Genomic DNA, 23970 nt, shown 5'->3' with positions numbered 1-23970 from the left:
CCCGGCCGGGGGGCGGGCCCGGCGCCGCCGCGCCCCCGCGGGCCGGGGCGTCCGCCCGGGGGGGGGGGGGCGGGGGCCGCGGGCCGGGCCGCACGCCGAGGGGCGGTGCGCGTCGTGCGCACCGCCCCTGGCGGCTTCAGTCCTCGGAGGAGTCCGGGGCGTCCGGGGAGCCGGACGGCCGGGCCGGACCGGGGGGTTCGGAAGAGTCCTGCGCGTCCGTGGCGCCGGGCGCGTCGGAGGAGTCCGGTGAGCCGGTGGCATCCGTGGGGTCCGTGCCCCCGGCGGCGCCGCCAACCGTCTCCGCACCGGCCGCCTCGCCTCCGGAGCCGGTCCCGGTCTCGGGTCCGGCGTCGGGACCCTGCGGCTTGGGCCGCCCCCGGCCGCCCGGGGTGTCGCGCAGGTACGTCCCGGACTCGCCGCTCTCCGTCGCGTGCCCGCCGGCCCCCGACGCGGGACCGCCACCGTCCCGGCGCCGCAGGTACCGCTCGAACTCGCGGGCGATCGCCTCGCCCGACGCCTCGGGCAGCTCGGCGGTGTCGCGGGCCTCCTCCAGCGTCTGCACGTACTCCGCGACCTCGCTGTCCTCGGCGGCCAGCTGATCCACGCCCAGCTGCCACGCCCGCGCGTCCTCGGCCAGGTCGCCCAGCGGGATGCGCAGGTCGATGAGGTCCTCCAGACGGTTCAGGAGGGCCAGCGTCGCCTTCGGGTTGGGCGGCTGCGACACGTAGTGCGGAACCGCCGCCCACAGCGACACGGCCGGTACGCCCGCGTGCGTGCACGCCTCCTGGAGGATGCCGACGATGCCCGTGGGGCCCTCGTACTTGGTCTCCTCCAGGTCCATCGTGCGGGCCAGGTCCGCGTCGGAGGTGACGCCGCTGACCGGGACCGGCCGGGTGTGCGGGGTGTCGCCGAGCAGCGCGCCCAGGATCACCACGAGCTCGACGCCCAGTTCGTGCGCGAAGCCCAGCAGTTCGTTGCAGAACGAGCGCCAGCGCATCGACGGCTCGATGCCCCGGACCAGCACCAGGTCGCGAGGCTTCTCGCCGCCGACCCGGACCACGGACAGCCGTGTCGTCGGCCAGGTGATCTTGCGGACGCCGCCGTCCAGCCACACGGTGGGACGGTTGACCTGGAAGTCGTAGTAGTCCTCGGCGTCGAGCGCCGCGAACACCTCGCCCTTCCACTCCCGGTCGAGATGCGCGACCGCGGCGGAGGCGGCGTCACCGGCGTCGTTCCAGCCCTCGAACGCGGCCACCATGACCGGGTCGACCAGCTCGGGAACCCCCTCGAGCTCGATCACCCAGCGCCTCCTTCCGACGTGTCCTCGCGTACGTCCCAACCTTACGGCGTGCGCGGGGCCCCTCCGCAGCCCCCTTGCACGGGGGCGTGAACGGATCACTGCCCCGAACACCGCCCCCGAACACCCGTCAGTCATCCGAGCTGTGCCCGCTCCGCCCGGCAGCTCTCCGGCGAGGCCGGCGTCAGCGGCGGGCCCGCCGGCTCAGAGCGCCGACCGCAGCCACCGCTCGACGCTCGCGATGTGCACCGTGGCCCACGACCGGGCGGCCTCCGCGTCCCGGTCGCGCAGCGCCCCCAGGATCGCCCGGTGCTCGCGCAGCGTGCGGCCGGCGGCGTCCTCCCGGGTCAGTCCGCGCCAGACCCGGGCCCGCGTGGTGGGTCCGGCGAGCCCTTCGAGCAGGGAGCACAGGACCGCGTTGCCGGAGCTGCGCGCGATGGCACGGTGGAACTCCAGGTCGGCGGCGACGAGTTCCTCCACCGAGGGGGCGGGGCCGAGCGCGTCCAGCCGGGCGGCGAGGGTGTCCAGCTCCTCGTCGGTGACGCGCGGGGCGGCGAGCGCGGTCGCGGCCGGTTCCAGGATGCGGCGCACCGCGAGGAACTCCAGGACGGTGTCGTCGCGGTGGAGGTCGACGACGAAACTCAGCGCCTCCAGCAGGACTTGGGGGTCCAGGCTGCTGACGTAGGTGCCGTCGCCCTGGCGCACGTCGAGGATGCGGATGAGCGAGAGGGCCCGCACCGCCTCGCGCAGGGAGTTGCGCGACAGACCGAGTCCGGCGGCGAGTTCGCTCTCCCTGGGGAGCCGGTCACCGGGGCGCAGGGCGCCGGAGACGATCATCTCCTTGATCTTCCCGATGGCCTCGTCGGTGACGGTCATGGCGGGCCCCCCGTCGGTCAGACATCCGATGTCTCACGACAGTATGAGGGGTGCCGTGTCCTCCTCCCACAGGCTGCTCGGCGCCTCCCGCCGTACCACCGGGGCGACTTCCTCCTGGAACCGCTGAAGCGTCTCCGTCTGCTCGGCCGTCGACTGCCCGAAGGCGTCCACGGTGACGGACTGCAGGTCGTGCCGGTACACCTGGTGATACCCGAGGATCTTGTCGATGATCTGCTGCGGCGACCCGATGAGCTGCGGCCCGTCCGCGATCGCGTCCTCGATCGTGCGGAACGGCGTGTTGTAGCCCGCCCGCCCCTCCAGGTGCGGCCGGAAGGACTGCCGCACCTTCGCCTCGTACAGCTCCCGGTAGCGGGCGACGGCCTGTTGGGGCGTGTCCGCGATGAGCAGTCCGCCGGACCCCGCCGCCACCCGGGCGTTCGCCGGATCGTGCCCGTGCGCCTCGAACCGTTCCCGGTAGTGCGCGATCAGCCGGGCGTAGGCGGCCCGCGGCTGCACGGCGTTGGCCGTGAAGAGCGGATCGCCGTGCAGGGCGGCCAGTTCGGGGGAGTTGAGGGAGGTGGCCGAGCCGTGCCAGACACGCGGCGGCCGGCCGTGCGGACGCGGCACGGTGGTCACGCCCTTCAGCGCCGGCCTGAACTCACCCTCCCAGTCGACGTTCTCCTCGCGCCACAGTCGGCGCAGCAGCTCGTACTTCTCCTTCTGGAGGTCCCACTGCCGTTCCTCGTCGAGTCCGAAGAGGCCGAAGTGGCCGGCCTCGGCGCCCTTGCCGATCACCAACTCGACGCGGCCCCGCGAAAGTTGGTCGAGTGTGGCGTAGTCCTCAGCGACCCGCACCGGGTCGAGGACGGCCACGACGGTGACTCCGGTGAGCAGCCTGATGCGGCTGGTGCGGGCGGTCAGCGCGCCGAGGACGACGGTCGGGGCGGAGGACAGGAACGGCCCGGCGTGCCGCTCGCCGACCGCGTACGCGTCGAAGCCGAGCCGCTCCGCCGCCGCGCCGACCTCGACGACCTGCGCCAACCGGTCCGCCGGAGTGGGGAGTTCACCGGTCAGCGGATGCGGGGCGTGGCCGATGATGGACAGGACCTGGAACTTCACGGGGTTCCCTCCTGGATGGCGGTGGCGGTGGCGGGGCCGAGGCCGAGGTGGCCGCGCAGGGTGCGGGTCTCGTACGCGGAGCGCAGCAGCCCGCGCCGGATCAGCTCGGGTGCGACCCCGTCCGCGAGGGCGTCCAGGTCGTCGGGCAGCACCGCCGGACGGACGCGGACACCGTCGGCACCGCCCTCCCGGTGCCACTCCTCGACGAGGTCCGCCAGCTCCTCCGGCGTCCCGTGGAACACGGCCGCGTCCGAGGTGAAGGGCCCGCCCGCGGCGTCCTCCAGCCGGGCGAGCCGCTCGGCCGCACGGGCCCGGGTGGGCGCGAGGACCACGTTCAGGTCGGCGAGGACCTTGAGGGTGCGCCCCTCCCCGGCGGCGAGCCGGTCGATCTCGGCGCGCGTCGCCCGCAGGACGGCGGTGTCGGCGGGCGTGACGACGACGACGTCGCTGCGGCGGGCCGCGAAGCGGTACGGGACGGTGTCGTGGGCCAGCGAGATCAGCGGCGGACGGCCCTGCGGAGGGGCCGTCGATGCATCGGCGCCGTCCCAGGCGAGGCCCACCCGGCCCAGGAACTCGGCCGCGCGCTCGAAGAGTCCGGCCACCAGGCGGTCGCCGTCGGGTGTCCCGAGGACGGCGAGGATCCGGTCGTGCTCCACGTCGTCCGCGGCGATGCGCGGGCGGACGCCCGCCCGGCCGTGGCTGAGCAGATCGAGCGTGGCGAACCTGGCCGCGTAGGCGGCGGGCTGCCCCAGGGTGGGGCCGAGCGGCACCAGCCCGATCCGTGACGTCTCGCGCGCCGCGACGGCGAGCAGCAGGGCCGAGTCGAGCCGCCCCGGCCCGTCCTCCACGCTCACGAAGTCCAGCAGCGCCGCCTCCGAGCGCCGTACCAGCCGTACGAACTCCTCCACCGTGGGCGGCCCGCCGGGCGCCGCCGGATGCGAGCCGCGGCCGTCGAGCGCGACGCCGAGAATCAGTGAGCCCATACCCGTCTCCCGAGTCCGTCGGGCCCGTCTCCGTCCGCGCGCGGGGCCCGCCTCCCACTCTGGTCCCGGGACGTTGCGGCGGTGTGTAGGGGGCATGGCAGCGTCAGGGGGCGGGCGGCGGAGCCGGGTACGGCAGCGTCGGACGGTGGGCGGCGAAGCCGTCCGGGTACGCGGAAGGGGCGGCTCCCCCCGTGGGAGCCGCCCCTCGTCCCCGCGGGGACGCCTACTTCTTGTCGAGCAGGTCCTGCACCCCGGCGCGGATCTCGTCCGTCGCCAGGCCGCGGATCGTCAGCGTCGTACGGCGGCGCAGCACGTCGTCCGCCGTCTCGGCCCATTCGTTGTCCCGGGCGTAGACGACCTGCGCCCAGATCTCCGGGGCGTCCGGGTGGACGCGCTCGCCGAGCGCCGGGTTCTCGTTCGCCAGGCGGGCGATGTCGAAGGCCAGCGAGCCGTAGTGGGTGGCCAGGTGCCGGGCGGTGTCCGCGGCCATGCGCGGGCCCGGAGCCGGGTTGTCGACCAGGAGCCGGTGCGCCACGGCACGGGGGTTGGCCACACCGGGCAGCGGCAGCTTCTTCGGCAGTTCCTTGACCGGCTCGAAGTCCTCGCCGAGCGGGTGGCCCGGCAGCGACTCCAGCTTCTGCATGACCGTGCGGCCGATGTGGCGGAAGGTGGTCCACTTGCCGCCCGCGACGGACAGCATCCCGCCGCGGCCCTCCGTGACGACCGTCTCCCGCTTGGCCTTGGAGGTGTCGCCGGGGCCGCCGGGCAGCACCCGCAGGCCCGCGAAGGAGTACGTGATCAGGTCGCGGGAGAGCTGCTGGTCCCGGACGGAGAACGCGGCCTCGTCCAGGATCTGGGTTATGTCCGTCTCGGTGACCGCGACCTCGCCGGGGTCGCCCTCGTACTCCTCGTCGGTCGTGCCGAGCAGCAGCATGTCCTCCCAGGGGAGGGCGAAGGTGATCCGGTACTTGTCGATCGGGGTGGCCAGCGCGGCCTTCCAGGGGGAGGTGCGCTTGAGGACCAGGTGCGCGCCCTTGGACAGGCGGATGGACGGAGCCGCGTTCGGGTCCTCCATCCGGCGCAGGTGGTCGACCCAGGGGCCGGTCGCGTTGAGCACGAGGCGGGCGTCGACGCCGAACTCGTCCCCGGTCGTCCGGTCCTTGAGGTCCGCGCCGGTGACCCGGCCCCGGGTGAAGCGCAGGCCGGTGACCTCGGCGTGGTTGAGCACGACGGCGCCGGACTCGACGGCCGCGCGGACCGTCATCAGCGCCATCCGCGCGTCGTTCATCTGGTCGTCGCCGTACACGGCCACGGCCTTCAGGTTCTCGGTGCGCAGCTCCGGGACGTCACGCTGGGCCTTGGCGGGGGAGAGCAGGTGCCCGACGCCGTCGCCGAAGGCGGACAGCGCCGAGTACGCGAACACGCCCGCGCCGAGCTTCGCGGCGCCGTGCGGACCGCCCTTGTACACGGGGAGGTAGAAGGTCAGCGGGTTCGCCAGGTGGGGAGCCACCTGGCGGGAGACCGCACGGCGCTCGAAGTGGTTCTCCGCCACCAGCTTCACCGCGCCGGTCTGCAGGTAGCGCAGACCGCCGTGGAGGAGCTTGGAGGAGGCGGAGGACGTGGCGCCGGCGAAGTCGCCGGCGTCGACCAGAGCCACCCGCAGCCCGGACTGCGCGGCGTGCCAGGCGGTGGAGATGCCCAGGATGCCGCCGCCGATGACGAGGAGGTCGTACGTCGCCTTGGAGAGCTGCTCCCGGGTCTCGGCGCGGCTCGGGGCGGAGCCGGAGGCCGGGTGCGTACCGAGGGCAGGCACGGACTGCAGGGTGGTCTGGGTACTCATGCGGGTCTTACTCCTCGCCAGTGTTTCCATCGTCGAGCCAGCCCATGGACCGCTCCACGGCCTTGAGCCAGCTCTTGTACTCGCGGTCGCGGGTCTCCGCGGCCATGTTGGGAGTCCACTCCGCGGCCCGGCGCCAGTTGGCGCGCAGATCCTCGGTGTTGGACCAGAAGCCGACGGCGAGACCGGCGGCGTAGGCGGCGCCGAGGCAGGTGGTCTCGGCGACCATCGGGCGCACCACGGGTGCGTCGAGGACGTCGGCCAGGGTCTGCATCAGCAGGTTGTTGGAGGTCATGCCGCCGTCGACCTTGAGGGCCGCGAGCTCGACGCCGGAGTCCTTGGTCATGGCGTCGCTGATCTCGCGGGTCTGCCAGGCGGTGGCCTCGAGGACGGCGCGCGCGATGTGCGCCTTGGTGACGTAGCGGGTCAGGCCGGCGATCACACCGCGGGCGTCGGGGCGCCAGTACGGGGCGAACAGACCGGAGAAGGCGGGCACGAAGTACGCGCCGCCGTTGTCCTCGACCGACGAGGCGAGCGTCTCGATCTCGGCGGCCGACTTGATCAGGCCCATCTGGTCGCGCATCCACTGCACCAGCGAACCGGTGACGGCGATCGAGCCCTCCAGGGCGTAGACCGGGTCCTGGTCGCCGATCCGGTAGCCCACCGTGGTCAGCAGCCCGCTGTACGAGTTGATGATCTTGTCACCGGTGTTCATCAGCATGAAGGTGCCGGTGCCGTAGGTGGACTTGGCCTCGCCCTCGGAGAAGCAGGTCTGGCCGAAGAGGGCCGCCTGCTGGTCGCCGAGCGCGGACGCGACCGGGATGCCGCCGAGGAGGTCCCCGAGCTTGCCGCCGGTGATCTCGCCGTACACCTCGGCGGAGGAGCGGATCTCGGGCAGCATCGCCAGCGGGACACCGATGGACTCGGCGATCTTCGCGTCCCACTCCATGGTGTGCAGGTTCATCAGCATGGTGCGCGAGGCGTTGGTCACGTCGGTGACGTGCCGGCCGCCGTTCACGCCGCCGGTGAGGTTCCAGATGACCCAGCTGTCCATCGTGCCGAAGAGGATGTCCCCGGCCTCGGCGCGCTCGCGCAGGCCCTCGACGTTGTCCAGCAGCCAGCGGGCCTTCGGGCCGGCGAAGTAGGAGGCCAGCGGCAGGCCGGTCTCGCGGCGGAAGCGGTCCTGCCCGACGTTGCGGCCGAGTTCCTTGCAGAGGGCGTCGGTGCGGGTGTCCTGCCAGACGAGGGCGTTGTGGACGGGCTCGCCGGTGTTCTTGTCCCACAGCAGCGTGGTCTCACGCTGGTTGGTGATGCCGATGGCCTTGATGTCGTCGCGGGTGATGCCGGCCTTCGCGATGGCTCCGGCGACGACCTCCTCGACGTTCTTCCAGATCTCGGTGGCGTCGTGCTCCACCCAGCCCGGCTTCGGGAAGATCTGCTCGTGCTCCTTCTGGTCGACGGAGACGATGCGGCCGTCCCGGTCGAAGACGATGCAGCGGCTCGACGTCGTGCCCTGGTCGATCGCGGCGATGAAGGGGCCGGCGGTGTGTGCGTCGGTCACGGTGTGCTCCAGGAAGTCTCGGGTGGCGTACTCGGTCCGCCGTCGGCGGTCGGGCGGGGGCTCACTTGAAGGCGAGGTTGTAGAGGCCGCCCGCGACGGCGCCGCCGATGAGCGGTCCGGCCACGGGGATCCAGGCGTAGCCCCAGTCCGAACCGCCCTTGTTGGGCAGCGGCAGCAGGGCGTGCACGATACGCGGGCCGAGGTCGCGGACCGGGTTGATCGCGTAGCCGGTCGGGCCGCCGAGCGAGAGGCCGATGCCGACCACCACGAACGCGGTCGCCATGGCGCCGAGCACGCCCAGTCCGTTGCCGTCGTTGTTGAGGCCCTGGGTCAGGATGGCCAGGACCAGGACGACGGTGGCGATGATCTCGGTGGCCAGGTTCTGCGCCACGTTGCGGATCTCGGGGCCTGTGGAGAAGACGCCGAGCACCGGACCGGCGGCGGGGGCCGCCTTCTGGTCGACGAGCGCCTCCTCGGCCGGCTGCTGGGCCAGGATCTCCGGGTCCGTGAGGTGGGCCTGGAACTGTCCGTAGTACGTGATCCACACCAGGACCGCGCCGATCATGGCGCCGAGGAGCTGCGAGCCGAGGTAGAGCGGAACATCGCTCCACTCGGTGCCGCCCTCGATGGCGAGGCCGATCGTGACCGCGGGGTTGAGGTGGGCGCCGGAGACGCCGCCCGCGAGGTAGGCCGCGGTCAGCACCGCGAAGCCCCACCCGAAGGTGATCGCGAGCCAGCCGGCGTTGAGAGCCTTCGAGCGCTTCAGCGTGACGGCGGCGCACACGCCACCGCCGAGCAGTATGAGTACGGCGGTACCGATGGTCTCGCCGATGAAGATGTCGGAGCTGGACACCCGCGACTCCTTTGTCCTTCGTCCAGGGGAAGCCGAACCCCGGGTCCCTCCGGTGGTTCGTGCTCTCGGGAGGTGAGAGCGATACCGGCCCCTGGCACTGTCACACCTTAACGCTTATTGCCGGTAGGTGTTCGACAATGCCGACCGATGGACGGGAGTCTTGCTCCGCCGTCAGCAGGTCGTCAAGAGTTCTGTTATCGAAAACACGATCGTTATTGATCGCTGCGGGCTATCGGTCCCCGGCGGCCCCGAGCGGGCCTCCCCGGCGGCCCCGGCCAGGCGTCCCCGGCGGCCCCGAGCAGGCGTCCCAGGCGGCCCCGGCCAGCCCCTTTCCGACCCCGTGCCGTGCCGCCTGGGGCCCGCACGACGAAGGCCGGGACGCCCTTGGCGTCCCGGCCTCCTCCCGTGTGTCCGCGGCCCTCAGAACCGCCCGGCGCCCAGATCGCGCGAGACGGCACGGGCGCAGTCCCGCACCGCCGCGATCAGCTCCGGGCGCAGCTCCCCGTCCTTGCAGATGCGCTCCACGGCCCCGGTGATCCCCACGGCGCCGACCGGCATGCGCCGCTGGTTGTGGATCGGCGCGGCCACCGAGGCGACGCCGGTCCAGGTCTCCTCCACGTCGGCCGCGTAACCCCGCGCGCGCGTCAGGTCGAGGACGACCTCGAACTCGTCCGGCTCGCTTATGGTCCGGACCGTGAACGTCTTGCGCTCGGCCTCCAGGACCTCGCTGTGCGCCACGGGGTCGTAGGCCGCCAGGACCTTGCCGAGTGCCGTGGAGTGCAGCGGCTGCATGGCGCCTACCTCCAGCACCTGCCGGCTGTCGTCCGGCCGGAAGACGTGGTGCACGATCAGCACGCCCTGCTGGTGCAGCACCCCCAGGTACACGCTCTCGCCGCTGGAGCGGGCCAGGTCGTCCGTCCACACCAGGGCGCGCGCCCGCAGCTCGTGCACGTCGAGGTAGGTGGTCCCCAGCCGGAGCAGCTCGGCGCCCAGCTGGTACCGCCCGGACGCGATGTCCTGCTCGACGAAGCCCTCGTGCTGGAGGGTCCGCAATATGCCGTGGGCCGTACCCTTGGCGAGGCCCAGCGAGGTGGCGATGTCCGACAGGCCGAGCCGCCGCTCACCGCCCGCGAGCAGGCGCAGCATCGCGGCCGCCCGCTCGAGCGACTGGATGTTCCGTGCCATCGCCGTGCTGCCCTCCGTCCCCTTCGGCCGCCGACGGGCCTGTGCGCTACCGCCGTTCGGCAATGTCGAACACTACCGGTCGTAGCCGACCTCCCGCCAATGCCCGGCGGACATCGCCCGCATCATCTGAGCACGCCCGCGGGCCGCGCCCGGCAGGACACCCCGCCCCGACCCGGTCGCACCGCCCCTCACCGGCCCTTCGTCCCCGCCGCACGCGTCCCACGCCGTGGACGGCCCGTCCACGGCGTGGCGCTCCGGGCTACCCTGACGGCGTGCGCCTTCCATGGGAAGCGCAAAGCCGACAGCCGTCGCACTCCAGGGAGCACCCTTCATGGCCTCGTCGCCGAACCCGTCCCCCTCGTCCGCAGCCTCCGCAAGCCGGACCCGAACCGACGCCCTCCGCCGGGCGCTGGCCACCCGCGTCGTGGTCGCCGACGGCGCCATGGGCACGATGCTCCAGGCACAGGAGCCGACGCTCGAGGACTTCGAGAACCTCGAAGGCTGCAACGAGATCCTGAACCTCACCCGGCCCGACATCGTCCGCTCCGTCCACGAGGCGTACTTCGCCGTGGGCGTCGACTGCGTCGAGACGAACACCTTCGGCGCCAACCACTCCGCGCTCGGCGAGTACGACATCCCCGAACGCGTCTTCGAGCTGTCCGAGGCCGGCGCCCGCATCGCCCGCGAGGTCGCCGACGAGTTCACCGCCTCCAGCGGACAGCAGCGCTGGGTGCTCGGCTCCATGGGCCCCGGCACCAAGCTGCCGACCCTCGGCCACGCCCCGTACACCCTCCTGCGCGACGCCTACCAGCGGAACGCCGAGGGCATGATCGCCGGCGGCGCGGACGCCCTCCTCGTGGAGACGACCCAGGACCTGCTCCAGACCAAGGCCGCCGTCCTCGGCGCCCGCCGCGCCCTGGACGCCACCGGCCTCGACCTGCCGCTCATCGTCTCCGTCACCGTCGAGACCACCGGCACCATGCTCCTCGGCTCGGAGATCGGCGCCGCGCTGACCGCCCTGGAACCGCTCGGCATCGACATGATCGGCCTGAACTGCGCCACCGGCCCCGCCGAGATGAGCGAGCACCTGCGCTATCTGGCCCGCCACTCGCGCATCCCGCTCTCCTGCATGCCGAACGCCGGCCTGCCCGTCCTCGGCAAGGACGGCGCGCACTACCCGCTGTCGGCCCCCGACCTGGCCGACGCCCAGGAGACCTTCGTCCGCGAGTACGGCCTCTCGCTCGTCGGCGGCTGCTGCGGCACCACCCCGGAGCACCTGCGCCAGGTCGTCGAGCGGGTCCGCGAGCTGTCGCCGACCCCCCGCGACCCGCACCCCGAGCCCGGCGCCGCCTCCCTCTACCAGACCGTGCCGTTCCGCCAGGACACCGCGTACATGGCGATCGGCGAGCGCACCAACGCCAACGGCTCCAAGAAGTTCCGCGAGGCCATGCTGGAGGGCCGCTGGGACGACTGCGTGGAGATGGCCCGCGACCAGATCCGCGAGGGCGCCCACATGCTCGACCTCTGCGTCGACTACGTGGGCCGCGACGGGGTCGCCGACATGGAGGAACTGGCCGGCCGCTTCGCCACCGCCTCCACCCTGCCGATCGTCCTCGACTCCACCGAGGTCGACGTGCTGCGCGCCGGCCTCGAGAAGCTCGGCGGACGCGCCGTCATCAACTCGGTCAACTACGAGGACGGCGACGGCCCCGAGTCGCGCTTCGCCAAGGTCACCGCGCTCGCCCGGGAGCACGGCGCCGCACTGATCGCGCTGACCATCGACGAGGAGGGCCAGGCCCGCACCGTCGAGACCAAGGTCGCCATCGCCGAGCGGCTGATCGAGGACCTCACGACGAACTGGGGCATCCACGAGTCGGACATCCTCATCGACTGCCTGACCTTCACGATCTGCACCGGCCAGGAGGAGTCCCGCAAGGACGGCATCGCGACGATCGAGGCGATCCGCGAGCTCAAGCGCCGCCGCCCCGACGTGCAGACCACCCTCGGCCTGTCGAACATCTCCTTCGGCCTCAACCCGGCCGCGCGCGTCCTGCTCAACTCGGTCTTCCTCGACGAGTGCGTCAAGGCGGGCCTCGACTCGGCGATCGTCCACGCGAGCAAGATCCTGCCCATCGCCCGCTTCGACGAGGAGCAGGTCACCACCGCCCTCGACCTGATCCACGACCGGCGCCGCGAGGGCTACGACCCGCTCCAGAAGCTGATGGCGCTGTTCGAGGGCGCCACCACCAAGTCCCTGAAGGCCGGCCGCGCCGAGGAACTCGCCGCGCTGCCCCTGGACGAGCGGCTCAAGCGGCGCATCATCGACGGCGAGAAGAACGGCCTGGAGCAGGACCTGGACGACGCCCTCCAGGAGCGCCCGGCCCTCGACATCGTCAACGAGACGCTGCTCGACGGCATGAAGGTCGTCGGCGAACTGTTCGGCTCCGGCCAGATGCAGCTGCCGTTCGTGCTCCAGTCGGCCGAGGTCATGAAGACCGCGGTGGCCCACTTGGAACCGCACATGGAGAAGACCGACGACGAGGGCAAGGGCACCATCGTCCTGGCCACCGTGCGCGGCGACGTCCACGACATCGGCAAGAACCTCGTGGACATCATCCTCTCCAACAACGGCTACACGGTCGTCAACCTCGGCATCAAGCAGCCCGTCTCCGCGATCCTGGAGGCCGCCCAGGAGCACCGCGCCGACGTCATCGGCATGTCCGGCCTCCTGGTCAAGTCCACGGTGATCATGAAGGAGAACCTGGAGGAGCTGAACCAGCGCAAGCTGGCCGCCGACTACCCCGTCATCCTCGGCGGCGCCGCCCTCACCCGGGCGTACGTCGAGCAGGACCTGCACGAGATCTACGAGGGCGAGGTCCGCTACGCCCGCGACGCGTTCGAGGGCCTGCGCCTGATGGACGCGTTGATCGCCGTCAAGCGCGGCGTACCGGGCGCGGCCCTCCCCGAGCTCAAGCAGCGCCGGGTGCGCCCGACGGCCGACATCGTCACCGAGGAACGGCCCGAGGAAGGCCACGTCCGCTCCGACGTCGCCGTCGACAACCCCGTGCCCGAGCCGCCGTTCTGGGGCTCCCGCGTCATCAAGGGCATCCAGCTCAAGGAGTACGCCTCCTGGCTGGACGAGGGCGCCCTGTTCAAGGGGCAGTGGGGCCTCAAGCAGGCCCGCACCGGCGACGGACCGACCTACGAGGAGCTCGTCGAGACCGAGGGCAGGCCCCGGCTGCGCGGCCTGCTGGACCAGCTCCAGACCGGGAACCTGCTGGAAGCGGCCGTCGTCTACGGCTACTTCCCGTGCGTCTCCAAGGACGACGACCTGATCCTCCTGGACGAGCAGGGCAACGAGCGCACCCGCTTCACCTTCCCGCGCCAGCGCCGGGGCCGCCGCCTCTGCCTCGCCGACTTCTTCCGGCCCGAGGAGTCCGGCGAGACGGACGTCGTCGGCCTCCAGGTCGTCACCGTCGGCTCCCGCATCGGCGAGGAGACCGCCAAGCTCTTCGAGGCCAACTCCTACCGCGACTACCTCGAACTGCACGGCCTGTCCGTGCAGTTGGCGGAGGCCCTGGCCGAGTACTGGCACGCGCGCGTACGCAGCGAACTCGGCTTCGGGGGAGAGGACCCCGCCGCCGTCGAGGACATGTTCGACCTCAAGTACCGCGGCGCCCGCTTCTCCCTCGGCTACGGCGCCTGCCCGAACCTGGAGGACCGCGCCAAGATCGCCGAGCTGCTGCGGCCGGAGCGCATCGGCGTCCAGCTCTCCGAGGAGTTCCAGCTCCACCCGGAGCAGTCCACGGACGCCATCGTGATCCACCACCCCGAGGCGAAGTACTTCAACGCACGCTGAGCCGTCCCCGGGCCCGTCCCCCGGCGGGGGGCGGGCTCCGGCGCGGCCCGTGGCACGCCCGAGGGTGCCCCGAGGCATTTCGACCGGACAAGTCGTACACTGGTCGGTCCATCGCAGGCCGGCTGCCCCTTTCTCGAAAAGGGCAGCCGGCCTGATCGTCCCTCAAGGAGGTGCGCCCGGATGACCAGCACGGTTCCCGCGCTCGGTACCCGTACGGCCGAAGGCTCAGCGCTGCAGGCCGTACTCCTCGACATGGACGGCACCCTGGTGGACACCGAGGGCTTCTGGTGGGACGTCGAGGTCGAGGTCTTCAAGTCCCTCGGCCACACCCTCGACGACTCCTGGCGCCATGTCGTGGTCGGCGGCCCCATGACCCGCAGCGCCGGCTTCCTCATCGAGGCCACCGGCGCCGACATCACCCTGGCCGAGCTGAGCGTGCTGCTCAACGACGGCTTCGAGAGCCGCATCGGCCGCGCGCTCCCGCTGATGCCGGGGGCGGCCCGGCTGCTCGCCGAGCTGGCCGCGCACGGGATTCCCACCGCGCTGGTGTCCGCCTCGCACCGGCGCATCATCGACCGCGTGCTGACCGCCCTCGGCCCCCAGTACTTCAGCCTGACGGTCGCGGGCGACGAGGTCGGGCGGACCAAGCCGTTCCCCGACCCGTACCTGATGGCGGCCTCCGGCCTCGCCGCCGATCCGGCCAGGTGCGCGGCCGTCGAGGACACCGCGACCGGCGTCGCGTCGGCCGAGGCGGCGGGCTGCCACGTGGTCGCCGTGCCCTCGGTGTCGCCCATCGCGCCCGCCCCCCGGCGCACCGTCGTGTCCTCTCTCGAAGATGTCGATCTCCGATTCCTGCACACCCTCATGACGGAAAAGCGCTAGGGCTTCACCCAGCGTGCGGAACCGCGCGGGCCGAAAATCCCGAATGGCCGCCCGGAGAATTCCGAACCAGGTCGGATGGCCGAATTCCGGTACCAGCCAGCCGAGTTGACACTGTGACGTTCGTCACTGATATCGGGGTCGACATCGAGTTCGGATTGTGCTGCTCCCCCCTTTTCGGGGGTGGTTCGTGTGCCCTTGTGTCCTGATTGGTAGAACGCTGCGCGGTTCCTTCCCCTGTCGGGTTTTCGGTGCGTCCGCGCCCGGTTTCGCAGCGTGATGGGAGGGTGGCTCCCGTGCCTGTGAGCCGCCGCGCAGGTGCGGACTAATCTCGTCGCGAGAACCTCGCCACAACTCCCCGTGATCCGCAGCACCACCCCTGCATGCCGGGTACACGGACTCGACAGCTCTGGAGAAACTCGAGCATGAACCGCAAGACTTTGGTGCTGCCGGCGATCGTCGGCCTGCTCGGCCCCGTGCTCGCCGGCTGCGGTGGGTCCGACAGTGGCAGCAAGGACGGCGAAGCGATCGTCGTCGGTACCACGGACCGGTTCACCGTCACGAGCGACGCCCCCGCGCCGCTCGACCCGGCATACGCGTACGACGTCGGCACCTGGAACATCCTTCGCCAGACCGTCCAGACCCTCATGGTGCAGCCGCGTGGCGACGGTGAGCCGCAGCCCGAGGCGGCCGAGAAGTGCGGTTTCACCGACACCGGCAACGAGCGGTTCGTCTGCACCCTGCGCAAGGACCTGAAGTTCTCCAACGGTGACCCCGTCACCGCCAAGGACGTGAAGTTCTCCATCGACCGCGCGCTGTCCCTCAAGGCCGACAGCGGGGTGTTCGCCCTGCTGTCCACCGTCGACACGGTCGAGACCCAGGGCGACCGCGAGGTGATCTTCCACCTCAAGACCGCGGACGCCACCTTCCCCTTCAAGCTGTCGACCCCGGTCGCCGGCATCGTCAACCCCGACGACTACGAGAAGGGCAAGCTCCGCGACGGCTTCCAGGTGGACGGCTCCGGCCCGTACACCCTCGAGTCCGAGGTCAAGGACAAGGAGCTCGTCAAGGCGGTCTTCACCAAGAACCCCCACTACAAGGGCGTTCTGGAGACGAAGAACGACAAGGTCGAGATGCGCTCCTTCACCGGCGCCGACGAGATGGGCACCGCCCTCGACAAGGGTGACATCGACGTCATGACCCGCTCGATGACGCCGAAGCAGATCCAGCAGCTGTCCAAGAAGAACGGCGACATCGACCTGGTCGAGGTGCCGGGTCTGGAGATCCGCTACCTCGGCTTCAACACCGCCGCCTCCTCGGTCAAGTCGAAGGCCGTCCGGCAGGCCGTGGCCCAGCTCGTCAACCGCGGCGAGCTCGTCTCCAAGGTGTACGGCACCCAGGCCGAGCCGCTCTTCTCGATGGTGCCCGCCACCATCACGGGCCACAGCAACTCGTTCTTCAACGAGTACGGCGAGCCGAACACCGCCAAGGCCAAGGGCTACCTCAACAAGGCCGGCATCACCACCCCGGTGAAGGTCACCCTCCACTACACGACCGACCACTACGGCACGGCCACCAAGTCGGAGTTCGAGGTCCTGAAGCGGCAGCTCAACGCCAGCGGGCTGTTCGACGTCGACATCAAGGGCGAGGCCTGGGACAAGTTCCGTCCCGCCGAGATGGCCGGCAAGTACGACGTCTACGGCATGGGCTGGTTCCCCGACTTCCCCGACGCCGACAACTACCTGGCGCCGTTCCTCGACAAGGACAACACCCTCGGCTCGCCGTACGCGAACAGCGAGATCCGCAACACGCTGATCCCCGAGTCGCGCCGCGAGGCGGACCGGCTCAGCGCGTCGAAGAGCATCTCCGAGATCCAGGACATCGTGGCCGCCGACGTACCGCTGCTGCCGCTCTGGCAGGGCAAGCAGTACATCGCCGCACGCGACGACATCACGGGCGCCGAGTGGGCCATCAACTCCTCCTCGACCCTGCAGCTGTGGGAGCTCGGCCGCGGCCTCTGAGCAGCCGGCCCGCTTCCCCCGGCCCGGGACCCTCCACGGCTCCCGGGCCGCCCCATCCCATGACAAGGCACTTGCAAGTGAACATGCGTAACCAGTGGCCGGTCCTGTCCGTCGTGACGGGGCTGGCCGCCGGCCTGCTGACCGGATGCGGCTCGGACACGGGCAGCACCGGCGGCACCGGCTCCTCCGTGGTCGTGGGGATGTCCGACGACGTCCTCGCGACCGACCCCGCCGCCGGCTACGACCCCGGGTCGTGGCTGCTCTTCAACAACGTCTTCCAGTCGTTGCTGAGCTTCCCCAAGGGCGGTACGGAGCCCGAGCCCGAGGCGGCCGAGAGGTGCGCCTTCACGGACACCGGCACCAAGGTCTACACCTGCACCCTCAACGAGGGCCTGAAGTTCAGCAACGGCGACCCGCTCACCTCGAAGGACGTCAAGTTCTCCTTCGACCGCATGCTGAAGATCAACGACCCCGCCGGTCCCGCGATCATGTTCCCCATGCTCGACGAGGTCACCACCCCGGACGCCAGGACCGTCGTCTTCAAGCTCAAGTACGCCGACGCCACCTTCCCGAGCAAGATCGCCTCCGGCGCCGGCTCGATCGTGGACCACCGGCAGTACTCCGCCGACGGACTGCGCACCGACGGCCAGGCGGTCGGCTCGGGCCCGTACGAGCTGGACTCCTTCGACGAGGACCAGGCCGTCTTCTCGGTCAACGAGGACTACCGCGGACCCGCCGAGGCCAAGAACACCGGCGTGACCCTGAAGTTCTTCCACGGCGACCAGCCCGCCCTGAAGAACGCCCTGCTCGCCGACCGCGTCGACGTCGCCTACCGCGGACTCGCCGCGAACGACATCGCGGACCTGGACAACCACACCTCCACCGGCAAGGGCGTCGAGGTCGTCGAGGGCTCCAGCGCCGAGGTGCAGCACCTGGTCTTCAACATGGACGACCCGGTCGCCGGCAAGCTCGGCGTGCGCAAGGCCATCGCCTACCTGCTCGACCGCGAGGCCCTGGTCGGCGAGGTCTACCAGGACACGGCGACCCCGCTGTACTCGATCATCCCGGCCGGCATCGCCGGGCACGACACGGCGTTCTTCGACACCTACGGCGCCCGTCCCTCGAAGGCCAAGGCGCGGGCGGCGCTCCAGGAGGAGGGCATCACCGGCAAGGTGAAGCTGACCCTCTGGTCGACCCCCTCGCGCTACGGCCCGGCCACCGACGCCGAGTTCAAGGCGATCGCCAAGCAGCTCAACGCCAGTGGACTGTTCGACGCCACCGTGAAGTCGGTCGCCTTCGGCCGGTACGAGAAGGACATCGCCAAGGGCAAGTACGGCGTGTACGTGAAGGGCTGGGTCCCGGACTACCCGGACCCCGACAACTTCACCGCCCCCTTCTTCGGCGAGGGCAACGTGCTGAGCAACAACTACACCAACAGCACGATCACTTCGCGCCTCCTGCCCAGGACCGCCGCGCAGAGCGACCGTGCCTCGACCGACTCCGACTACGGCCGGGTCCAGGGCATCGTGGCCGACCAGGTCCCGGTCATCCCGGTGTGGCAGGCCAAGCAGTACGCGGTGGTGCGGGAGCACGTCTACGGAGTCGAGAACTGCCTGGACGCCTCGACCGTCTTCCGCTTCTGGGAGATCAGCAAGAGCTGAGCACGACATGCGTCAGGGGCGCCCCTTCCGGCCGGAAGGGGCGCCCCTGACGCATTCATGTCCGTGTCCCGGGCCGGCCGGACACGGGCGGCAACGGCTACTGGGCGCCGGGGCGCACCAGCCCGCTCTCGTACGCGTACACCGCGGCCTGCACCCGGTCCCGCAGGCCGAGCTTGGTCAGGACGTGCCCCACATGCGTCTTGACGGTCGTCTCGCTGACGAACAGGTCGGCCGCGATCTCCGCGTTCGACAGGCCGCGCGCCACCAGCTTCAGCACCTCGACCTCCCGCTCGGTCAGCGTGTGCAGGGTGTCCGGCACCGGTTCGTCGCCGGACGGCAGATGACCCGCGTACTTGTCGAGCAGCCGGCGCGTGATGCTCGGCGCGAGCATCGCCTCGCCGCCCGCCACGACCCGGATCGCCTGCACCAGCTCGTTGGCCGGAGCGTCCTTCAGGAGGAAACCGCTGGCGCCGGCGCGCAGCGCCTCCACCACGTACTCGTCGAGGTCGAAGGTGGTCAGGACGAGCACCTTCGCCGGACCGTCCCGGCCGGGGCCGGTGATCTGCCGGGTCGCCTCGACCCCGTCCATCCGCGGCATACGGATGTCCATCAGAACCACATCGGGCTGCAGGGCACGTACCTGGTCGAGTGCCTGGAGGCCGTCTCCGGCCTCGCCGACGACCGCAAGGTCCTGCTCCGCCTCCAGGATCATCCGGAAGCCGGTACGCAGCAGCGGCTGGTCGTCGACCAGTAGGACGCGGATGGCCACGTAAGTCTCCTTCGCTAGTCCGGCCCCATTCTGCCCTGCTCGGTCGCACCGGACTCGGGCGCCCTGACGGGGAGCGGATACGGCGGGGGAGTGCCCCCGAACTCCGGGCACACCGCCCGGTGGTCGCACCAGCCGCAGAGCTTCGTCGGCCGCGGCCGCCAGTCGCCCGTCTCGGTGGCCTCCCGGATCGCCTCCCACAGCGCGAGCAGCTTGCGCTCGACGCGCTCCAGGTCCGCGACGACCGGGTCGTACGTCACCACGTCACCGCTGCCCAGGTAGACGAGCTGGAGCCGCCGCGGGACGACCCCCTTCAGCCGCCAGACGACCAGGGCGTAGAACTTCATCTGGAACAGGGCGCCTTCGGCGTACTCCGGCCGGGGAGCCTTGCCCGTCTTGTAGTCGACGATCCGCACCTCGCCCGTCGGCGCCACGTCCACCCGGTCGATGATGCCCCGCAGCTTCAGTCCGGAGTCCAGGCCGGCCTCGACGAACAGCTCCCGCTCGGCCGGTTCGAGCCGGGTCGGGTCCTCCAGCGTGAACCAGCGCTCGACCAGCCGCTCCGCCTCGCCGAGCCAGCGGGCCAGCCGCTCGCCCTCGGGGTCGTCCGCGAACAGCTCCACGACCTCCGGCCGGGTCTCGCGCAGCCGGTCCCACTGACCGGGGATCAGGGACTTGGCGCGCGGGGCGGTGCGCTCCGCGGCCGGTGCGTCGAAGAGGCGCTCCAGCACCGCGTGCACCAGGGTGCCGCGCGTGGCCGCCTCGCTCGGCTTCTCGGGGAGCTTGTCGATCACCCGGAAGCGGTAGAGCAGCGGACACTGCATGAAGTCGCCCGCGCGGGAGGGGGACAGCGACGCGGGGGGCGCGGCCGTGACCGCCACGACCGGACCGGCGGCGGCCACCGCCGACGGGACGACGGCCGACTCGACGACCCCGCCCGTCCCGCCCTCGGCAGGCACGCCCTCGCCCGTGACGCCCTCGGCCGGACCGGCGCCGGGCGGTGCCGGGACGGCGGTCACCGAGGTCGGGACGGTCGCGGCGGCCTCCTGCGGCCCGGCCGGGCCGGGGCTCTCGACGGGGGCCTGCGCGGTGCCGGCCGCGACGGTCTGCGCCGCGTCCTCGGTGCTGGTGTCCATGACGACAGACCATACGGCCCGGCACCGACAGTCCCCCAGCCGCCGCTCGTCCGACGGCACGGAAAACAGAGCGGGTCCCGGGGCGGAACACGCCGCCACGGCCGCATACCATCGACCGGAGACCCTCCAGCCCTGCATGATCGGGACCGGGGAGACGCTTCGAACAAGGGGACATCGTGGACGAGAGCGGCGGGAGCGGGCAGCCGCGGTCCGGCAAAGACGAGGCGACCGAGCGTCACGCGGAACCGGCACCCGAGGCCACCGGGACCGGGCGCCCCGCGACGGAGCAGCACGCCACGCCTCCGGACGCCCCCGACCCGGCGCCCGCCGCCGACGCCCAGGAGCCGGCCCGGCCCGCCGACGAGACGCCCGCGGACACCCCCGAGCCGAGCCCGAGCGACGCCCCGGAGACGGACGCCACCGGCACGCCCCCGGCCACGCCCGGAGCAGCGGACCCCCGCACGCCCGCACCCGCCCCGCAGACCACGGACGGACCGCAGGGAGCCGCCGGCCACCGCCCCCCGGCCGCGCACAGTGAGCAGGCGCCGCCGAGTCCCGCCGACGAGGACGCCCCGGGCACCCCCGGGCAGCCGACAGCAGCGAACCCCCGGACGCCCGCACAGCCCACGCCCGAAGCAGCGGACCCCCGCACGCCCGCACCCGCCCCGCAAACCACGGACGGACCGCAGGCAGCCGCCGGCCACCGCCCCCCGGCCGCGCACGGCGAGCAGGCGCCGCCGACTCCCGCCGGCGAGCACCCGCAGCGCCCCGCCGGACAGCCGGGGGCCGCCGGCCACCGGACCCTCGCCTCGCACGGCGAGCAGGCTCCCGCGGACGACACCCACGCCGGGCAGCCCGGAGCCGCCGGGCACCGGACCCCCGCGCACTCCCACCCGACGGACCCGCGGTCGGCGCCGCACGGCCCGGCCGACCGGTCCGGAGCGGCGGGTCACCGGACCCCGGCCGCCTCCGGACGCAAGGCGCGGCCGCCGCGCCGGGGCAAGGAACCCGGCGGCGGGCTGCTCATGGGGCGGCCCTTCGGCGTGCCGGTCTACGTCGCCCCCAGCTGGTTCCTCGTGGCCGCGCTCATCACCTGGGTGTTCGGCGGACAGCTCGACCGGGTGCTGCCCGAGCTGGGCAACCTCCGCTACCTGGTGTCCCTCTTCTTCGCCGTGGCGTTCTACGCCTCCGTCCTCGTGCACGAGCTGGCCCACACCGTCGCCGCCCTGCGCTTCAAGCTCCCGGTGCGCCGGATCCAGCTCCAGTTCTTCGGCGGCGTCTCGGAGATCGAGAAGGAGTCCGAGACACCCGGCCGGGAGTTCGTGCTGGCCTTCGTCGGCCCCCTGCTCTCCCTGATCCTGGCGGGCCTCTTCTACCTCGCCCTCCTGGGCGTCGAACCCGGCACCGTCCCCGGAGTCCTGCTGGCCGGCCTGATGATCTCCAACCTGATCGTCGCCGCCTTCAACCTCCTCCCCGGTCTGCCCCTCGACGGCGGCCGGATGCTGCGCGCCGTCGTCTGGAAGATCACCGGCCGGCCGATGAGCGGCACCGTCGCCGCCGCCTGGGTCGGCCGCGCGCTCGCCGTCTCCGTCCTGATCGGCCTGCCCCTGCTCACCCAGTCCGGCGCACTCGGCGACGCCCCCGAGGACATCGGCGGCATGGACACCGTCATGGACGCGCTGCTCGCCGCGATCCTCGCCGCGATCATCTGGACCGGCGCCGGCAACAGCCTGCGCATGGCCCGGCTGCGCGAGCACCTGCCCGAGCTGCGGGCCCGCTCCCTCACCCGGCGCGCCGTCCCCGTCGAGAACAGCACGCCCCTCTCGGAGGCCCTGCGCCGCGCCAACGAGGCCGGAGCCCGCGCGCTCGTCGTCGTCGACCCCGACGGCGAACCCCTCTCACTCGTCCGCGAGGCCGCCATCGTCGGCGTACCGGAGCACCGCCGCCCCTGGGTCGAGGTCAGCGGACTGGCCCAGGACCTCACCGAGGGCATGCGCGTCTCGGCCGAACTCGCCGGCGAGGAACTCCTCGACGTCCTGCGCGCCACCCCCGCCACCGAGTACCTCGTGGTGGAGGACTCCGGCGAGATCTACGGCGTCCTGTCCGCCGCCGACGTCGAGCGGGCCTTCGTCAAGGCGATGGCGCGGCCCTCGTAACGATCACCCCGGGCCCGCCGGTCCGGGAAGCCGCCGGGCCGCCCGCCGGGCGCCGCACACGTGGTCCGCGGCCCTCTTCGGGACCGGTAGGCTGGTCACATGTCCGAACCGACCGGTGCCGCCCGCAGGCGCGGGCCCTTCAAGGTCGGGGACCAGGTTCAGCTGACCGACCCCAAGGGCCGCCACTACACGTTCACGCTCGAGGCCGGGAAGAACTTCCACACCCACAAGGGTTCCTTCCCCCACGACGAGCTGATCGGCGCTCCCGAGGGCAGCGTTGTCCGCACCACGGGGAACGTCGCCTATCTCGCGCTGCGCCCCCTGCTCCCCGACTACGTCCTGTCCATGCCCCGCGGCGCCGCCGTGGTCTACCCCAAGGACGCGGGGCAGATCCTGTCCTTCGCGGACATCTTCCCCGGCGCGCGCGTCGTGGAGGCGGGAGTGGGCTCCGGCTCCCTCAGCAGCTTCCTGCTGCGCGCCATCGGCGACCAGGGCATGCTGCACTCCTACGAGCGCCGCGAGGACTTCGCCGACATCGCCCGGCAGAACGTGGAGCGCTACTTCGGCGGCCCGCACCCCGCCTGGCAGCTCACCGTCGGCGACCTCCAGGACAACCTGAGCGACACGGACGTGGACCGGGTCATCCTCGACATGCTCGCCCCCTGGGAGTGCCTGGAGGCCGTCTCCAAGGCGCTCGTCCCGGGCGGCATCCTGTGCTGCTACGTGGCCACCACCACGCAGCTCGCGCGCACCGTCGAGTCCATCCGCGAGATCGGCTGCTTCAACGAGCCGACCGCCTGGGAGACGATGATCCGCAACTGGCACATCGAGGGCCTGGCCGTCCGCCCGGACCACCGGATGATCGGCCACACCGGCTTCCTGCTCACCGCCCGCCGCCTCGCGGACGGAGTGGAGCCGCCCATGCGCCGCCGCCGCCCCGCCAAGGGCGCCTACGGCGAGGACTACGCGGGACCGAACGCCGACGGCGGCACCGGCCGCTGAACCGGCGGGCGTGAACCGCCGACCTCTCCAACGCACCACGGCTGTGGCCGAGTTCCCGGGACCGCCCGGGAACTCGGCCACAGCGCTTTTCCGTTGACGGCCGGCACGAGTACCCACCCCGCGGTTCCGCCTCACTGTGACGTGTGGCACCATGCAGCCACCCCCCACCGGCACAGCCTTCACAGGAGACGCTCCGAGTGCAGCAATCCGCCGTCCCGGAACTGGCACACACCCACACGAGCCCCATCCACTGGCTCGCCACGGCCACCGCCCTCGCGGGAGTCGTCGCACTGTCCTCGATCCTGCAGCCCGACCCGGCGACGGCGGCCCAGGCCGCGGGTACGGACGCGAAGGCCGCCCCGGCCGCCGTGGCGCCCCCGGATCCCGCCGCGGTCACCTTCCCCGTCGAGTGCGGGACCGCGAAGGTCCTGGTACAGAAGAAGGCGTCCGGGGACCTCGACGGGGACGGCCGACCCGAGACCGTGGCCGTCGTCCGCTGCGACGCCGGCTCCGGCACCCCGCCGAACGGCGTCTACGTCCTCACCCAGGGCGAGGGCGCGACCAAGCCGCGGGTGGTGGCCACGCTCGTCGAACCACGCGACCGGCTCAGCGTCTCGGACTTCGCGCTGCGGGACGGAGCCGTCACCGCGACCCTGCTCGGCTACTCCTCGGCCGCCGTGCCCAGTTGCTGCCCGGACGTGAAGGACCGCGCCAAGTGGCAGTGGAAGGGCGGCACGTTCGTCCGCTCCACGCCCTCCGAGGCCCGCAGCGTGTGAGGA

General features: G+C 72.0%; 17 protein-coding genes. 7 read left to right on the top strand and 10 right to left on the bottom strand.

Features of this window, described 5'->3' with window-relative positions; all coding sequences use genetic code 11:
- Window positions 1-136 precede the first annotated feature (136 nt).
- The 8 genes from ACWGIS_RS30130 to ACWGIS_RS30095 form a co-directional block, all read right to left on the bottom strand.
- The gene (locus ACWGIS_RS30130) at window positions 137-1300 is read right to left on the bottom strand and encodes a PAC2 family protein (RefSeq protein ID WP_453365629.1); all 1164 of its coding nucleotides are present in this window, start codon (window positions 1298-1300) and stop codon (window positions 137-139) included.
- Between the two features lie 201 nt (window positions 1301-1501).
- On the bottom strand, window positions 1502-2173 hold the full coding sequence (locus tag ACWGIS_RS30125; RefSeq protein WP_453365628.1) for a FadR/GntR family transcriptional regulator: 672 nt from the start codon (window positions 2171-2173) through the stop codon (window positions 1502-1504).
- A 33-nt stretch (window positions 2174-2206) separates the two neighbouring features.
- The gene (locus ACWGIS_RS30120; protein ID WP_453365627.1) at window positions 2207-3292 is read right to left on the bottom strand and encodes an LLM class flavin-dependent oxidoreductase; all 1086 of its coding nucleotides are present in this window, start codon (window positions 3290-3292) and stop codon (window positions 2207-2209) included.
- Window positions 3289-4275 carry an LLM class flavin-dependent oxidoreductase gene (locus tag ACWGIS_RS30115; protein WP_453365626.1) on the bottom strand — a complete coding sequence of 329 codons (987 nt, stop codon included), beginning with the start codon at window positions 4273-4275 and terminating at the stop codon, window positions 3289-3291. Before ACWGIS_RS30115 ends, ACWGIS_RS30120 begins: the two co-directional genes overlap by 4 nt.
- 223 nt (window positions 4276-4498) lie before the next feature.
- The gene (locus ACWGIS_RS30110; RefSeq protein ID WP_453365625.1) at window positions 4499-6115 is read right to left on the bottom strand and encodes an FAD-dependent oxidoreductase; all 1617 of its coding nucleotides are present in this window, start codon (window positions 6113-6115) and stop codon (window positions 4499-4501) included.
- A gap of 7 nt (window positions 6116-6122) precedes the next feature.
- Entirely contained in the window at window positions 6123-7673 is a 1551-nt protein-coding gene (gene glpK, locus ACWGIS_RS30105; protein WP_453365624.1) for a glycerol kinase GlpK, read from the bottom strand.
- A 61-nt stretch (window positions 7674-7734) separates the two neighbouring features.
- Window positions 7735-8526 (bottom strand): MIP/aquaporin family protein, encoded by a 792-nt coding sequence (locus ACWGIS_RS30100; protein ID WP_453365623.1) that lies wholly within the window; start codon window positions 8524-8526, stop codon window positions 7735-7737.
- Window positions 8527-8946: 420 nt separating this feature from the next.
- Complete coding sequence (locus ACWGIS_RS30095; protein WP_453365622.1) at window positions 8947-9711, bottom strand: IclR family transcriptional regulator; 765 nt, start codon at window positions 9709-9711, stop codon at window positions 8947-8949.
- A gap of 331 nt (window positions 9712-10042) precedes the next feature.
- Between ACWGIS_RS30095 and metH the strand changes: the two genes are divergently transcribed.
- From metH to ACWGIS_RS30075, 4 genes are all read left to right on the top strand, one after another.
- Window positions 10043-13570, top strand: coding sequence for a methionine synthase (metH, locus tag ACWGIS_RS30090; RefSeq protein ID WP_453365621.1), 3528 nt, complete (start codon window positions 10043-10045; stop codon window positions 13568-13570).
- Between the two features lie 180 nt (window positions 13571-13750).
- Complete coding sequence (locus tag ACWGIS_RS30085; protein ID WP_453365620.1) at window positions 13751-14452, top strand: HAD family hydrolase; 702 nt, start codon at window positions 13751-13753, stop codon at window positions 14450-14452.
- A gap of 422 nt (window positions 14453-14874) precedes the next feature.
- Window positions 14875-16470: an ABC transporter substrate-binding protein gene (locus tag ACWGIS_RS30080; protein ID WP_453365619.1), complete on the top strand. Its 1596-nt coding sequence runs from the start codon at window positions 14875-14877 to the stop codon at window positions 16468-16470.
- Window positions 16471-16547: 77 nt separating this feature from the next.
- Window positions 16548-18131 carry an ABC transporter substrate-binding protein gene (locus ACWGIS_RS30075; RefSeq protein WP_453365618.1) on the top strand — a complete coding sequence of 528 codons (1584 nt, stop codon included), beginning with the start codon at window positions 16548-16550 and terminating at the stop codon, window positions 18129-18131.
- Between the two features lie 97 nt (window positions 18132-18228).
- On the opposite strand, the gene ACWGIS_RS30070 is transcribed toward ACWGIS_RS30075, so the two are convergent.
- A complete protein-coding gene (locus ACWGIS_RS30070; protein ID WP_453365617.1) occupies window positions 18229-18900 on the bottom strand; it encodes a response regulator in 672 nt (223 codons plus the stop codon).
- Between the two features lie 14 nt (window positions 18901-18914).
- Entirely contained in the window at window positions 18915-20033 is a 1119-nt protein-coding gene (locus ACWGIS_RS30065; protein WP_453365616.1) for a RecB family exonuclease, read from the bottom strand.
- A gap of 176 nt (window positions 20034-20209) precedes the next feature.
- Here ACWGIS_RS30065 and ACWGIS_RS30060 point away from each other — a divergent pair, with 176 nt between their 5' ends.
- The 3 genes from ACWGIS_RS30060 to ACWGIS_RS30050 all read left to right on the top strand — a co-directional run bounded on the left by ACWGIS_RS30060 (window position 20210) and on the right by ACWGIS_RS30050 (window position 23967).
- Window positions 20210-22189: a site-2 protease family protein gene (locus ACWGIS_RS30060; protein ID WP_453365615.1), complete on the top strand. Its 1980-nt coding sequence runs from the start codon at window positions 20210-20212 to the stop codon at window positions 22187-22189.
- Between the two features lie 99 nt (window positions 22190-22288).
- Window positions 22289-23191, top strand: coding sequence for a tRNA (adenine-N1)-methyltransferase (locus ACWGIS_RS30055; protein WP_453365614.1), 903 nt, complete (start codon window positions 22289-22291; stop codon window positions 23189-23191).
- 197 nt (window positions 23192-23388) lie between these two features.
- A complete protein-coding gene (locus ACWGIS_RS30050) occupies window positions 23389-23967 on the top strand; it encodes a hypothetical protein (RefSeq protein WP_453365613.1) in 579 nt (192 codons plus the stop codon).
- The last annotated feature ends 3 nt before the right edge of the window (window positions 23968-23970 follow it).

Source organism: Streptomyces sp. NPDC054842, assembly GCF_053611025.1.
The sequence above is the reverse complement of the archived record's forward strand: the minus strand, read 5'-3'. Positions and strand labels throughout refer to the sequence as shown.

What these genes read in the sequence shown, in the direction of transcription:
- ACWGIS_RS30085 (WP_453365620.1), top strand. Translation starts at nt 13,751, where the DNA reads ATGACCAGCACGGTTCCCGCGCTCGGTACCCGTACGGCCGAAGGCTCA.
- ACWGIS_RS30080 (WP_453365619.1), top strand. Translation starts at nt 14,875, where the DNA reads ATGAACCGCAAGACTTTGGTGCTGCCGGCGATCGTCGGCCTGCTCGGC.
- metH (WP_453365621.1), top strand. Translation starts at nt 10,043, where the DNA reads ATGGCCTCGTCGCCGAACCCGTCCCCCTCGTCCGCAGCCTCCGCAAGC.
- ACWGIS_RS30125 (WP_453365628.1), bottom strand. Translation starts at nt 2,173, where the DNA reads ATGACCGTCACCGACGAGGCCATCGGGAAGATCAAGGAGATGATCGTC.
- ACWGIS_RS30110 (WP_453365625.1), bottom strand. Translation starts at nt 6,115, where the DNA reads ATGAGTACCCAGACCACCCTGCAGTCCGTGCCTGCCCTCGGTACGCAC.
- ACWGIS_RS30055 (WP_453365614.1), top strand. Translation starts at nt 22,289, where the DNA reads ATGTCCGAACCGACCGGTGCCGCCCGCAGGCGCGGGCCCTTCAAGGTC.
- ACWGIS_RS30065 (WP_453365616.1), bottom strand. Translation starts at nt 20,033, where the DNA reads ATGGACACCAGCACCGAGGACGCGGCGCAGACCGTCGCGGCCGGCACC.
- ACWGIS_RS30095 (WP_453365622.1), bottom strand. Translation starts at nt 9,711, where the DNA reads ATGGCACGGAACATCCAGTCGCTCGAGCGGGCGGCCGCGATGCTGCGC.
- ACWGIS_RS30115 (WP_453365626.1), bottom strand. Translation starts at nt 4,275, where the DNA reads ATGGGCTCACTGATTCTCGGCGTCGCGCTCGACGGCCGCGGCTCGCAT.